The 14,798-nt window shown below is 60.8% G+C and carries 9 protein-coding genes; 6 read left to right on the forward strand and 3 right to left on the reverse strand.

The features are described from left to right. Positions 1-188: 188 nt before the first annotated feature. Both IE111_RS02700 and IE111_RS02705 read right to left on the reverse strand, forming a co-directional pair. The gene (locus IE111_RS02700) at positions 189-1,427 is read right to left on the reverse strand and encodes a multidrug effflux MFS transporter (protein ID WP_189606936.1); all 1,239 of its coding nucleotides are present in this window, start codon (positions 1,425-1,427) and stop codon (positions 189-191) included. 234 nt (positions 1,428-1,661) lie between these two features. After that, on the reverse strand, positions 1,662-3,134 hold the full coding sequence (locus tag IE111_RS02705) for an OmpA family protein (protein WP_229805158.1): 1,473 nt from the start codon (positions 3,132-3,134) through the stop codon (positions 1,662-1,664). 101 nt (positions 3,135-3,235) lie between these two features. On the opposite strand from IE111_RS02705, the gene IE111_RS02710 reads away from it, so the two are divergent. The 4 genes from IE111_RS02710 to IE111_RS02725 all read left to right on the forward strand — a co-directional run bounded on the left by IE111_RS02710 (position 3,236) and on the right by IE111_RS02725 (position 8,238). Continuing rightward, positions 3,236-3,637, forward strand: a complete 402-nt coding sequence (locus IE111_RS02710; protein ID WP_189606937.1) for a hypothetical protein — start codon at positions 3,236-3,238, stop codon at positions 3,635-3,637. Between the two features lie 84 nt (positions 3,638-3,721). Then, positions 3,722-4,150, forward strand: a complete 429-nt coding sequence (locus tag IE111_RS02715; RefSeq protein WP_189606938.1) for a PilZ domain-containing protein — start codon at positions 3,722-3,724, stop codon at positions 4,148-4,150. Positions 4,151-4,323: 173 nt separating this feature from the next. Then, positions 4,324-5,652 (forward strand): PilZ domain-containing protein, encoded by a 1,329-nt coding sequence (locus IE111_RS02720; RefSeq protein WP_189606939.1) that lies wholly within the window; start codon positions 4,324-4,326, stop codon positions 5,650-5,652. 21 nt (positions 5,653-5,673) lie between these two features. Beyond that, entirely contained in the window at positions 5,674-8,238 is a 2,565-nt protein-coding gene (locus IE111_RS02725; RefSeq protein ID WP_189606940.1) for an EAL domain-containing protein, read from the forward strand. Positions 8,239-8,279: 41 nt separating this feature from the next. On the opposite strand, the gene IE111_RS02730 is transcribed toward IE111_RS02725, so the two are convergent. Further along, the gene (locus IE111_RS02730; RefSeq protein WP_189606941.1) at positions 8,280-10,724 is read right to left on the reverse strand and encodes an alpha-amylase family glycosyl hydrolase; all 2,445 of its coding nucleotides are present in this window, start codon (positions 10,722-10,724) and stop codon (positions 8,280-8,282) included. Between the two features lie 264 nt (positions 10,725-10,988). Here IE111_RS02730 and IE111_RS02735 point away from each other — a divergent pair, with 264 nt between their 5' ends. Together IE111_RS02735 and IE111_RS02740 are read left to right on the forward strand one after the other, a co-directional pair. Next, positions 10,989-12,383, forward strand: coding sequence for a family 14 glycosylhydrolase (locus IE111_RS02735; protein WP_229805160.1), 1,395 nt, complete (start codon positions 10,989-10,991; stop codon positions 12,381-12,383). A gap of 88 nt (positions 12,384-12,471) precedes the next feature. Beyond that, positions 12,472-14,445, forward strand: a complete 1,974-nt coding sequence (locus IE111_RS02740; protein ID WP_229805162.1) for a family 14 glycosylhydrolase — start codon at positions 12,472-12,474, stop codon at positions 14,443-14,445. Positions 14,446-14,798 lie beyond the last annotated feature (353 nt).

The raw sequence follows: 14,798 nt of genomic DNA on the forward strand, positions 1-14,798 counted from the left end.
GGACCAGCTGTCACGGGCATCGTCCGTGATGGCTCAGCGACCACAGGTATTCCGCGGTCACTGTCCGCAAGGACAAAGGACCGCCCCTCAATCACCAGGAAGCATTGACAGTGTAGCCCGATCCGCGCCGGAAGAAATGAGCCATTGTTTCTATCAACCGGCCCGGTCAGGCGATTTGGCAATAAAGGCTAGGGTCGTCCAATTTCCCCGGCGTTGCTACGCCGGGCCGCCAGAACCAGCATCAGCGCCAGGCTGGCGCACACCAGAAAACCGGTCGCCAGCGGATACAGAGTCTGGTTATAGAATTGGCCGACCGTCACCGACACCCCCACCGCGACCAAACTGGACAGCGAAGCCACCAGAGAAGCGCCGATCCCGGCGACCTGTCCCAGCGACTGCATGGCCAGGGCATTAATGTTGCCGAACAGCAGGCCGACACAGAAAAACAGACCGAACCCCAGTGCCAGAAAGACCGGCAAGGCGGTCCGACCGTTCCCCAACCAGGCCAGGCCGATCAACACGCCGGACAGCACGATCATGCCAGCCAGGGCGGTCACTGTCTGACGGTGCATGCCGAGGCGCATTACCAGTGTGCCGTTGACGAACGAGGCCACGCCGACACCGGCGGCCAGCAGGGCGAAGAACACCGGGAACAGGGCGCCGGCCTGGTACAGGTCCTCGAACAGGGCCTGGGCGATGCTGTAATAGGTGACCTGGCAGCCGAAGATCAGGCCGGCCACAACGGTGTAGGCCATGACCTTGGGATGGCGGACGATGCGGCTGGCCGAACGCCCGAGGTTGACCGGTGAAAATGGAATGCGCCGCTCCACCGGCAGCGTCTCGGGCTGTCGCAGCGCCAACCAGACGGCCACGACCAGTGCCAGCACCAGAAAGGAATAGAAAATGCCGCGCCAGTCCGCCACCGCCAACACCAGTTGGCCGTAGGCGGGCGCCAGCATCGGCACCAGAATGAACAGCATCATGACGAAGGACATGATGCGGGCCATGGCATCGCCCTGGAACTGATCGCGTATCAGTGCCCGTGAACCGATTTTCGGGCCGGAGACGCCAATGCCCTGAACGATGCGCCCGGCGATCAGGACCGACAGACTGTCGGCCGTCATCGCGATGACCGTGCCCAGGGCGTAGATGCCCAGACCGATCAGGATGGCCGGCTTTCGGCCCAGCGCGTCGGACAGGGGGCCGAACAGCAGCTCGCCGAACACCATGCCGAAGATGAACAACGACACCAGCCAATGTACCCGGGTCGGGTCGGAGACATCGAACTGAGACTCGATCACCGGCATGGCGGGCAAGACGGCGTCGATGGTCAGAGCCGTGAGCGAGGTCATCAGGGCGAACAGGGCGATGAATTCGGGGAGTTTCAGGGGGGTTGATGGAACGGCGGCGGGGTTCCTTGAGGTCATTCGAATCCTTGGACCAATGGGTTTCGGCCAAGGATATCAGATTTGATGTGACCGGTAACACTGCAAGGGCCCCTATCCCGGTATGTTCAGTTGGCGATTATTGGTAGGGCAGAAGAGCGAAGCGATATCTGCCGTGGGTAGAATAAGTCGCCAGTGGATACAATTTTGGCGTGGCTTACTCCTATCGGCAGATATCGCTCCGCTCTTCTGCCCTACATGTCGGGTCAGTCGACCTCAGTTCAGTTCGGGCACTTCCTCTTCTTCCAGCACCTTCATGGTGAACTGGTTCGGGTAGAGCAGCACTTCGATGCGGCGATTCGCGCGCCGGCTGGCGGCGTCGACTTCTTCGACCAGGGGCCGGGTGTCGGCGTAACCCACGGCTTGGAGGCGGTCCCGTTCAATGCCGGAATCGACCAGCACCCGCACGGCGGCGGAAGCCCGGGCGGAGGACAATTCCCAGTTGGTCGGGTATTTGGCGCTCAGGTTCCCGGATATCGGCCGGCTGTCACTGTGCCCTTGAATGCTGATCAGATGCTGCGGGAAGCTGACCAGGGCGTCCGCCAGCAGCCGCAGCGTTTCGCGTCCGGAGCTTCCGATCACCGCCGAACCGGAATCGAACACGATGCTTTCCGGCAGCTTGATGACCGTGGTGCCGTCCTCCAGCCGCGAGACCAGTGTTTCCTTCTCGTTGCTCAGCGACTGCAACCGCGTCTGCAGTTGGTTCATCGCCTGGGCCTCGCGCTGCAACTGACTCTCCAGCTTGGAGATGGTCTCGCTGTAGCTCTCGCTCTGAGCCTGTTCCAGGGCCAATTGCTCACGCGCCTGGCGATATTCGTCTTCGACCGACTCTCGCTCCTGTTGCACCTCGCTCAGGTTGGCTTCGCGCCGTTGCAGTTCCTGCTGGGCCGCATCCAGTTCCGCGCGCGTGGTGGCCAGATCGACCGTGGTTTGATCCAGCTCTTCCTGTAAGCTGGCGACCCGCTGTCGCGCCTCGTCCCGCTCCGCAACCACTTGCTCGTAGCGCTGTTGCAGGTCCGCATTCCGCGACTCCAGATCCTGGATCCGTTGCCGGGCTTCGGCCAATTCGGACTGGCTGGCATCCGCACTCTGCTCCAGCGAATCCAGACGGGCCTGGCTTTGCGTCAACTGCTCCGCCAGGGTCTCGGCCTGCTCCCGATTCTCCGCCAGTCGGGCCTGCAGGTCGGACCTCAGTTCATCGCCCGACGCCAGCGCCGCTTCCAGGCGCTCGCGCTCGGCACGGTTCGCCGCTACGGCCGAGGCCAGTCGATCCCGCTCCGCCCGGGCCGTTTCAAGCTCCGCCGCCAGGTCATCGGCGCGGTTCTGCGCCGCCGCCAGTTCGGCCTGTCGGGCATCCAGTTCCGAGCGCAGATCCGCCAGTTGGCTTTCCAACTGATCCGCCGTGCTGCTGCGCTGCTCCAGACGCGAGCGGGCGTCGGCCAGTTCCGTTTCCTGGTCCGCCAGGGTACTGTTGAGCTCCGCCAAGCGCTGACTCAACTCATCGCGTTCGGCCTGCAACGCCGCGACCTGGTCGGTCAGACGCTCCACCTCGGCTTCGGCCGCGTTCGCCGTTTGCTCCAGGCGCGACAGATCGGTTTGCATGGACTGGTAGATATAAGCCCCCACAGCCGAACCAATCACCAAAATCACCGCCAACGTGACGGACACCCAACCTCGTTGTGATACCACCTTGTTCGCCTCCTGCCGTTATTGTTGTAGTTTGTAACTGAACGCAGTCAGTCTAGTGCAGCCTGATAAACTTTTCATTGCAAGCAAAAAAGGACCCCATCATGGACGTCAGCGACCAGCAAGCCATTGAAATCAACCGGGTCAGAGCCTTTATCCGCGAGCACGCCCCCGACCTCATCGAGGCCGCGGGCGACAGCCGCTGGACCGAAGGCAAGATCCTGTACCGCTTCGAATCCGACGAACCGGGCATGTACGCCTACATGGTCGGCCCCCTGAAGAACGGCAAGATCAGCTGGCACCTGATGCCGCTGTACGCCGTCGAATCCATCCGCGATGCCTGCGAGGCGCCCTTGAAGCCGTTCATCACCGGCAAGAGCTGCATCGCCTTCCGACACTTCGACGATCTTCCGCTGGAGGCGCTGACCACCCTGGTTCGGGACGGAACACCCCGGTTCCATGAAGCGATGGAAGCGCATCTGGCCAAGCGAAAACGCCGTAAATAGGAACTACAAGGCGTATAAAGCATCTATACTGGACATATATGCCTCGTGATCATCGCCCCGGTGATGGTGGAGAGGAGGTCAAACGTGCGTCAGTACATACGACATCCAACCGACATTCCGTTGCACTACCAGGTGGCCGACGCGCCCGAGGAGTGCCATCCCCATTTACGGGATGTCAGCACCGGCGGGCTCAGTTTCACCGCCGACCAGCCCTTCGAGCAGGGTCAGATACTGACGATCCAGATCGACGTCACCGACCCGCCCTTCGAAATCAGCGGTGAAGTGGTGTGGTGCCATGCCCGGGACGGCGAATATCTGGTAGGGGTCTGTTTCGATTCAGTGGAACAGGCCTTCGCTCTGCGCATGGTGGAGCAGGTCTGCCACATCGAGCAGTATCGGGCGGCCGTGCGGCAACTGGAGAACCGGGAACTGACGGCCGAGGAAGCCGCCCACGAATGGATCCAGCGCCACGCCCGGGATTTCCCGGCCTGGAACCCCTCGAACGACCCCTGACAACCGACAGCGCACCATCGGCGGCCCGTCTTCAAGTCAATACACCGTCAGTCGGGCGATCACCCAGTGCGGGGGCGACGCTTCCAGACAGCACCTCCTTGCCTGCTGAACCCTCTGGTCTACACTCCCGATAGGCCATGTATTCGGCCTGTTAATCTTATGGACTGAAAGCAATGAGACGGATGCAGGGAGAATACCGTCGGCACATGCGGTCGGGGATACACATTCCCGTTGTTCTCCGGTATTTGGATCGAACGTTAAATACCGATACGTTGAATATCTCGGCCAGCGGAATGGGGTTAAGGCGGACTCCAGAGGCGGACATCGAGCCGGGCGAAACGGTCAGCGTTGTGGTTCGCGACTGTCCGGATCTCTCAATAGTGGCGAAAGTCACCTATGTCGGCGCCGCCCGAATCGGCCTGAACTTTCAACGTGTCCCCCTTTCGGACCAGGAACTGTCCCGCGTTTACCTGAGTGCCCCCCGATGGCAGCGTCTGTCGGTATGGGTGAAGCGAAGCGCATGGAGTGGCGGTCGCCGACTGGCCGTGTTTACCGCAAACACACTGCTGCGGGCACTGATCCTGAAGTGGGTCCGGCCTCGTTTCATCTTCGCCGCCTACGGGACTCAACGCCAGGCAGCGACCTATTATTCCCCCTCTCTGGCCCGGTTTATGCCGCTGAACCTGATACTTGGGTACATACGCCATCAGGACATGCGGGGACTCATGGTCGCACCGCAGTACCTGGAGCACGAATTGCAGAGCGAACCACCCAAGGTGCGCCATTATATCGAGCAACTGCAACGCGATTTTCGAGGCGCGGAGCGTATAGCCCTGGTGGGTCGTCTACCCAACTTCGTCAAAAAGGCCGAAATCGAGATTGATTCTCCCCTGGTGGAAGGCAGCCGGGGGACCCGCTTCATGCTCTGGGACGTGGCGAGAGCGTTGCGGCGGCGCCCTCAATACCTTGAGCATGACAGCATCGTCGTGCTGGGGGGTGCCGGTCGGATCGGCAGTGCCGTGTGCCGGGACATCGCACGCCTGTATGCCAAGGTTCTGGCCTTTGATCCGCGTTACACGGAAGAAGAAGAGGTAGAGACAGGCGATGGCATCCTGCTGCGCACCGCAAACCCCGAACGCCTGGCCGACCAGCGTCTCTATATCGCCCTGACACAAAACGGGGATGAAGTACTGGAACTTGGCCCGTACATCCCCTCCGGTTCACTGATCGCGGACGATACCCACCCCTGCATCGACTTCGATGCGAGAACGGAGCTCGAGCAACACGGAATTTCCGTCGAGAAGACGGTGCTGTCACACAATGAATTTTCCATGTGGCCACGCATGCCGGCCTGGAACAACCGGGATATTCCGGGTTGCCTCGTGGAGGCATTGGTCCTGCTGCACCATCCCGAATTAACGGACAACGACTTCATCGCGTTTTGTCACGAAGCCGAACGCCTAGGCTTCGCCGGGCGACTGGTCGAGCCCCTGGATGATTAAACCGCCGGGCGGGAAACACCTATGATGTCGCGCATCGGAATCAGAAGACTCTTGATCGTCCTGGTGCTGTTACCCAGCCTGGGCATAGCCGAACAGATGACGATGCATGGCGAAGCCGACCGCTACTCCCTGAATCGCCATATTGCGTACTACGTGGATACCTCGGGAGACATGAACCTGGTCCGGATTCTCCAGCAGGATGGCTGGCGTACCAAGGAACAGGACGACGTCCTCAATCTGGGTTTCACGCAGGACCCGCTCTGGATACGAACGTCACTCTCCCTACCCGAGACGATATCCAGGCAATGGTATCTGGTGATTCAGTATCCACTGTTGGAGCAGGCCGACCTGTATCTGTTGCAGGATGGCACCTTGCCGGCCACTTACCACATCAGCCGCCGGCAGGTCCTGGAGGACCAGAACCACTCACACGGCTATCAGATCGCACTCCCATTACCCACAACCCTCTCCGGGAACATGGAGTTGGTGTTGCGGGTACAGTCGACCACCTCTCTCCAGGTTCCGTTGGCGCTCTGGCGAGAAGATCACCTTCACAGCTACTTCACCCAGGAGAGTCTGTTGTGGGGCGGGTATTTCGGGATCCTCTTTGCCCTGGTGGTGTACAACCTGTTCCTGTTTGCGTCCATTCGCGACCCAGCCTACGGCTACTACGTTTTGTACCTGTATTCTCTGGTCGCCGTAATGCTGTGCGTGTCGGGATTGGGGGTGACCCTGCTCTGGTCGCCAGAACCGCTGGTAACGCGCTATGTCCTCCCGATCAGCACGGGGTTTCTGACATTGTTCGCCATCCTCTTCGCTCGCGCTTTCCTTCGTTGGCCCGGCGGCGTCTCCCGGCGTCTGGAACGGAGTATGCGGATAACGGCGGGGCTGGCCGTTCTGCTCATTTTGTATACCGCGGTCAACCCGATCCACGGTGCTCGCCTCGCGGGATTATTGGGCGCACTGGTGCTCGCGATGTTGATTATCGCCGGGAGCGTCCGTCTGCGGGCCGGTGTGGTTATCGCTCGCTACTTTGTGGCGGCATGGGCGTCATTTACCCTCGGTGCCGCCCTGTACCTGCTGAATGTGTTCGACCTGATTCCCGTCAACGCCTTCACCAACCACGCCATACAGGTTGGTTCGGTCGCTGAAGTCCTGTTGCTGTCGTTCGCTCTGGCGCACCGGATCAAGGAGGAGCGGGCGCACAAGCTGGTGGCACTGGAAAGACAACACAGGGCCGAGGGGCAGGTACAAAAAATGGTCGTCGATGCGTTGGAAAACGCGGTCCATGATTCGGTCACGAAGATGCCCAATGCGGCGATGCTCAATCATCGTTTGCAGGAACTGTTGCCCGGCACCCGTAAGATCGCCACCGTCATCGTCAATTACCCTCAGGTGAGGCAAATCGCACTGAGTATGGGTCACAGCCTTGCGGAGACAATGTTCCGGGAACTGGCCAACAAACTCAATGGAGCCCTGGCCAATTCAGGAATGGTGGTGTGTCTGGAAGACAAGAGCGCCGCCCATATCGCCACTCCGGAATTGGGGTCGGTCGCTTTCCTGATGCGAATCGATTCATCGCACATTCCCCTGGAAACACAGGTCGAGGGTTTGGTCGGCCAATGTGAGGTCTCCGTCAATACGGTGAAATTACCGACGAGGCTGAACATGCACTGCGGGATCGCCCTTCACCCCGATCATGGCTCACACGCCACCACACTCTATAAGTACGCATGGGCGGCATTGGACAGCAGCGTTCGAACCCAGGTGCCGGTGCAACTCTACAGTCAGGAAATATCGGCTTTCGCGGAACGACGGCTCGCACTCATGAGTGCCTTGCTCCCGGCCATCGAAGCCGGAGAAATGACGATCTATCTGCAACCGCAGATCGACTGCGCCACCGGCTCAGTTGTTGGAGCGGAAGTTCTGCTGCGCTGGTTCAGTCCGGAGTTCGGGCAGGTGCCCACCTGGGAAGTCATCGACATTGCCGAAAACGCCAGCCTCATGGATCAGGTGACCCGCTTTGTGGTGATTCAAACCTTGGAGACCATCCAAAGGTTTCAGCTGCAAAATCTGGACATCCGATTCAGCATCAATCTTTCCGTGCAGAACTTAATCACCAGCGATTGCATCCGTTTCATCCTGGATGAAACCCGCAACCGATCGATTCCGTTGGACAGACTCGTTGTCGAAGTGACGGAAACCGCCATGATGCAAAAAATGGATACGGTCATCGTGTCACTGAATCAATTCACCGGTGCGGGCGGCCGGGTTGCTCTGGACGATTTTGGCACCGGCTATTCTTCCCTGGCCTATCTGAGCCGATTGCCGATCAGCGAATTGAAGATCGACAAGAGCTTCATCAGAAACATGCGCCTGAACAAGAATGATCTCTGGATCGTGGAGAATACCATCAAGCTGGCGAAGACATTGAATCTCGTTACCGTGGCGGAAGGTATCGAGGATCGGGAGGCCCTGGACCTGGTCAGGCAACTCGGCTGCAGCCATGCCCAGGGCTATTATTTCAGCCGACCCATGCCGGTGGACGAGTTTTGCGCATGGGTGCGGGAGCGCGAAGCGAGCTGACAGAGCACTGTCCCGAACGGACCGGGCCCCATCGCCCGACCTTATTCCTGGTACAGGACCGTCACGGCCGTCCCCTCCGCCACCATGGAGCCTGTAACAGTGCGACCGTTCCCGGCTGTGGGGTCGTTTTTCTCCATCGCAACCTTCCAGGTTCCCGAGGGCAACGGATAGCTGAAGTTACCGCCGGAGTTGTAGATCACCAGAATGCGGGACCAGGTGTCACCGTTGGCGCCCGCGTCAATGTCCGTGACCAGGACGTCGTCGGCGTGGCGGATGGTGGTGACGTTCTGGTCGATCTCGTCCCAGGTGTTCATGCGGAAGCCCGGGTGGGCTTTGCGCAAGGCGATGGCGTCGCGGTAGTAGGAGTAGATGTCCGCATTGTCGATCTTCCAGTTCCAGCGAATCTTGTTGACCGAGTCCGGCGACTTGTAGCTGTTGTGGTCGCCGTCCTTGTCGCGCAGCATCTCGACGCCGCCGTGCAGGAAGGGTATACCCTGGGAGGTGAGGACGATGCCGTTGGCGTAGTTCTGGATGCGCCGCAGATAGTCGCTGTTCTCCGGGACGCCGTTCAGCGCCGCCCAGGCGAGAATCTTGTCGCGCAGGGCGAGGTTGTCGTGCGCCGAGACGTAGTTGATGGTCTGCTCCGGGTCGGTGGCGTACATCGGGTCCCAGAGGTCGATCACCTGATCCGGGTCGTTGGTGTAGCGGATGCCGGCGCGGCTGCCGAAATCCATCGCCCAGATCTCGCCCTGGTTGAACGCGAAGCCGCCACCGTAGCCGTCGTCGTTGTTGCCCTTGATCGCTTCGCGGTATTTCGGGTTGAACACGCCGACGTGACCGGTTTCCTCACGGGCGATGGTGCCCAGGCGAACGCGCTCGGCTTCGCGCGGGTCACTGGCGTAGCCGTTCCAGGGTTCGCCATAGAGCAACAGGTCGCGGTCCGGGAATTGCTGGTTCAGATAGCGCCCCCAGTCGCCGTATTCGTCATGGTCGAAGATGCCGACCAGGTCGAAACGATAGCCGTCCAGCCGGTATTCACGGGTCCAGTATTCCAGTGAATCGCGGATCATCCGGCCGACCATGGGCACATTGGCGTCGATCGAGTTGCCGGTGCCGGAGAGATCGGTGTCGGTGTAGTACCGCATGGAGATGTTTTCGAACATCTCGTAGTCGAAGGTGTGGTTGTAGACCACGTCCATGATCACGCGAATGCCCGCCTTGTGGAATTCGTTGATCATGGTCTTCACCTCGCGAACACGCTCGATGGTGTCCGTCGTAGTCGCGTAGCGCTCTTCGGGCACGTTGAAGTTCCGCGGGTCGTAGCCCCAGTTGTAGCAGCTGGTGTCGGCCGGGTCGGAGCAGGTGGAGAAATCGTAGAACGGCAGGATCTGGACGTGGGTGACACCCAGTTCCTTGAGGTGGTCGATGCCGGTGGTCGCACCCTGGTAGGTGGTGCCGCCTTCGACCATGCCGAGGTATTTGCCCCGGTTGGCCGCCGACACACCGGAGGTCGAGTCGATGGTGAAATCGCGGATGTGGATTTCGTAGATGACGGCGTCTTCGCGCTCGATCAGCGGCGGCGGGGCGACCCAGCCACCGACCGGGTCGGTGCGGCTCATATCCATGACGATGTTCACGTCCTGGTTGGGCAGTGCCATTTTGCCGTAGGGGTCGCGTACCGGGACGCCGTCGATGGTGAAATAGTACTCGACGCCGTGCAGGTCGCCGGGCAGTTCGATGCCGTAGATTCCGGTGTAGCCGAGCTGGTCGGCGACTCTCGGCAGGGTGTAACCGACACCGTCGACGACCAGGCCGATATTGCTGGAATCCGGCGACCAGATGGCGAAGGTGGTGGCTGTCGGACTGTATTCGGCGCCCAGCGAGCTGAGCGTCAGGTCACTGCCCGACGCTTCGGTGACATCGATCTGCCGGGTGCCGGCATCGAAACAGATGTCGTAGGTGGTGTTGGACGACACAAAGTAGTCGGTCTCGGGGTAACTCTCGGTCCAGTCCCCGGTGTGGTCGATCTTGAAGCGCGGACCACCGCCGCCGTCGCCGGTGCCGAAGCTCTCGGTGGTGCACCAGCGGTTATCGCCCTCGAAGGCCATGGCGGTGGTGCCCCAACCGTTGGGCGTGCCCCGGAAATACCAACTGTCGGTTACAGTCGTGTCGCAGTCGGCGACGCTCTCGGTGGTGATCTGCTGCGTCGAGCTGTCGAACTGGATGACCAGGCTCTGGTTGGAGCCGACGGCATAGTCCTCGGCCGGGTAGGATTCGGTCCAGTCGCCGTAGCGGTCGATCTTGAAGCGCGGGCCGCCGCCGGCATCGCCCTCGCCAAAGGTTCGACAGGTCTCGTACAGGCTGCCGGATACCGGATCGAGCGCGTCGGCTGCCCAGCCATTGGGGGTGCCCCGGAAAAACCAGTCGGCCTGGGCCAGGCCGGCCGCCATGACCAGAATGCCGGTCACTGAGATCAGTCGTTTCATGATTCTAGACTCCGCTTTTTTGTTGTTGTGCATCCAAGCATGACCTGAACAAGCGGCGCCTGGCTTCCTCCCCGGGGCGGATTTTCACGTCGACAACGGTTCCGTATCGAATGGTGTCAGCCGCATGAAACAGGGGTTGAGGTCCGGCCATACCCACCCCGTGGCAAATTCCGCCCCGGGGGGAGGAAGACCCGGGGCGGACACCTGTGCACACTGTCATCCTGAGTCCGAACACCCCTACAAAAACAAGACGAGGTGAGATACGTGACACATTCCGTACTGCATCCGACCCGGCTGGCACTGGCCGGTACCCTGGCGCTGACCGCCTGGTCCGCCCCGGTCCTGGCCGACATGGCCCAATCGGTCAATGTGATGGCGCCGTTGGAGGTCAGCGATTACTGGGCCTTTGAGAACCAACTGGCCACGGCCAAGAGCGAGGGCGCGACCGCCGTATCGGTCGATGTCTGGTGGGGCAAGGTCGAAGGCGCCGGAGACCAGCAGTTCGACTGGGGCTATTACGACGACCTGTTCGGTCGCATCACCAACGCGGGTCTGGACATCGTACCGATCATGTCCTTCCACCAGTGCGGCGGCAACGTCGGCGACACCTGCAATATCCCGATTCCCGGCTGGATCTGGAGCCACTACAGCGTGCCGGGGTCCGACCTGCGCTATAAGAGCGAACAGGGCAACGAATCCTGGGAAACGGTCTCCCTCTGGGCCGACCATCTGGTGGTCGAGGAATACCGGGAATTCATGAACGCCTTCGAAAACCGGTACGGCTACCTGGCCGGCGACATCGACGAGATCAACATCTCCATGGGCCCGGCCGGCGAGTTGCGCTATCCCTCCTACAACAGCCACGATTCGAACACCGGCTATCCGACCCGGGGCGCTTTCCAGTCTTACAGCGATCCGGCCGTGGATGCCTTCCAGGACTGGGCGATCAGCAAATACGGCAGCCTGAACGGCGTCAATAACGCCTGGGGCTTCGGCCTGACCCGCAAGGAGGACATCCGGCCGCCCTCGGACGCCCAGTGGTTCGTCGAGAGCGGCGATCAGTTCAACCTGCAATACGGCCGCGACTTCACCCGCTGGTACCATGACAGCCTGAAACAGCACGGCTACAACATGATGGATACAGCCCTGGCGGCCTTCGACGACAATTTCTCCAACATCGAACTGGGCTTCAAGATCCCAGGCGTACACTGGAAAATGGCGGCGAACGACAACACCCGGCGCAGTGCCGAAATCGCCGCCGGCCTGATTCCGTCGGATCTGGATCTCAGCAGCGACAGCACCGGTCACGGCTATGAGAGCATCATCGAAGTCGCCAACGCCTACCAATACCTGTCCCGGGGTGTGGTGTTGCATTTCACCTGCCTGGAAATGGACAACGACCCCTATGGCGCAGGTCAGTCGCTGGCTCAGGATCTGGTGTTCTGGGTCTCCCAGGAAGCCGATCGCCAGGGTGTGCCGATCAAGGGCGAGAATGCCCTGGCCGGTGGCGCGACCACCGACAATGGCTGGGACAACATCGAAAACGCCTTCAACTGGGCCAGCTACAGCGGTCTGACCGTGTTGCGCATCGGTCAGGTGACCACAGGCGGAACCGGCCAGTATCGTTTCAGCCGGTTCATCGACAACTATCTCCAATAAGACAACACCCTCCAACAACAAGAAAACCGGATTCCGGCCTGGCCAACTCGATCGTCCCCGCCAGGCCGGATCCCCCGAGGACCCTCTTATGAATCCGTTCAAGAACACATCACGTCCCCTGGGCATGGCTTTTGGTCTGGCCGCGACCGCGTTGAGCAGCGCTGCCCTGGCCGACATGGCTCAGTCGGCCAACGTTATGGCACCCCTTGAAGTGAGCGATTACTACGCCTTCGAGCAACAGTTGAGCACCGCCAAGAACATGGGCGTCACGGCCGTTTCCGTCGACGTCTGGTGGGGCAAGGTCGAAGGCGCCGGCGACCAGCAGTTCGACTGGGGCTACTACGACGACCTCTTCAACCGTATCACCAGCGCCGGTTTGGACGTGGTGCCGATCATGTCCTTCCACCAGTGCGGCGGCAACGTCGGCGATACCTGCGACATCCCGATTCCGGGCTGGATCTGGAACCACTATTCCGTACCGGGCTCGGATTTGCGCTACAAGAGCGAACAAGGCAATGAATCCTGGGAGACCGTCTCTCTCTGGGCCGACCATCTGGTGCTCGGCGAGTACCAGGAGTTCATGGAAGCCTTCGAAGCACGCTACGCCTACATGGCCGACGACATTCTGGAACTGAACGTCTCCATGGGCCCCGCCGGCGAACTGCGCTACCCGTCCTACAATAGCCACGACACCGGCAGCGGCTACCCGACCCGGGGCGCCTTCCAATCCTACAGCGACCCGGCAAAGGCCGACTTCCAGAACTGGGCGATCGACAAGTACGGCAGCCTGTCGGGTGTCAACAGCGCCTGGGGCACCAGCATGACCCAGACCAGCCAGATCCAGCCACCGGCCGACGCCACCTACTTCGTCGAAAGCGGGGATCAGTTCAATACCCAGTACGGGCGCGATTTCGTCCGCTGGTACCACGACAGCCTGATGCAGCACGGCCACAACATGATGGACACCGCCCTGGTCGGCTTCGACGGCGCCTTCGCCGATGTCGAACTGGGCATGAAGATTCCGGGCATTCACTGGAAAATGTCCGCCACCGACTACACCAAGCGCAGCGCCGAGATCGCCGCCGGGCTGATCCCGTCCGACGTCGACCTCGACAGCAGCGCCACCGGCCACGGTTACAGCGACATCGTCGGCATTCCGGCCAGCTACCAGCATCTGGATCGCGGCGTGGTGCTGCACTTCACCGCCCTGGAAATGAACGACGACCCCTACGGCGGCGGCCAGTCCCTGGCGCAAACGCTGGTGTTCTGGGTGGCCGAAGAGGCCGCGAACCAGGGCGTGCCGATCAAGGGTGAAAACGCCCTCGCCGGCGGCGCCACCACCGACACCGGCTGGGACAACATCGAAAACGCCTTCGACTACGCCAGCTACAGCGGCATGACGGTCCTGCGCATCAACCAGGTCGCCACCGGTGGCACCGGTCAGTACCGCTATGAGCAATTCATCAACAATTATCTGGACCAGACCCAGGGCGGCGACTTCCAGCGCACGGTCATCTTCATGTACGGCCAGACCCAGTCCGGCCAGGACATGTTCATTCGCGGCGGCATCGACCACAACTACGCCAACACCAACCTCGGCCGCAACTGCTCGACGTCGAACTTCGAATGCGCCATTCGCATCCAGCACAACAACCTGCTCAACGACACCACGGCACCGTGGAAGGAAGGCGATCTCTACCTCGACTGGTACGGCCTGGAAGCCAACCAGGGCGCCGGCGCCGAAGGCACGGCCATGGACTGGACCACCGACTACTGGCCGGACAGCTGGGGCACCAAGCGCACCGTACCGGTGGACGGCTACGGCGAAGAGGCGCTGAATAACTACGGCGACCACTACTGGATGCTGGACGTCCAGATGGACTGCTCCAAAACGGTGAACGGCTGGTTCGAGCTGAAGTCCTACATCTCGAACGGCCCGGGCTGGGAAGGCGACATCAGCCAGAGCGGCACGCCGTACGCCTCTAACAACCACTTCGCGCAATGCGGCAAGATCAACGTCTTCCAGCGCGACAACAGCGCGGTCCAGATCCTGGACTTCTAATCCCGTTCCTCTCCATGTCGGATGATTCGGGGGTGCTTTGGCACCCCCTTTTTTGTGGCTCAATGGAATGTGTGCCAGTGGTTCGTGCCGGGGTGGGGGTAGGCCTCCTCGGGGTCGCGCGGGGTGCCGCCCACTCAACCCATCCATGGGGGCTTGACGGCAGCATCCATGCTGCCCACATCCCCGATGAGGCCTACCCCCACGCCCGGCACTTACTATGGTGGCAACTTAATCATTCCATTCCTGAAGATCTGGGTATCGTAGGGTGGGCACCGCCCACCATTTCAATGCGGCACAACCGAATAATTGTCCACTGGCGTTAATCGTATCAATGGATATTTCCATGGCTCTAC

This window comes from Saccharospirillum salsuginis, from assembly GCF_014651855.1.
Lineage (GTDB): Bacteria > Pseudomonadota > Gammaproteobacteria > Pseudomonadales > Natronospirillaceae > Saccharospirillum > Saccharospirillum salsuginis.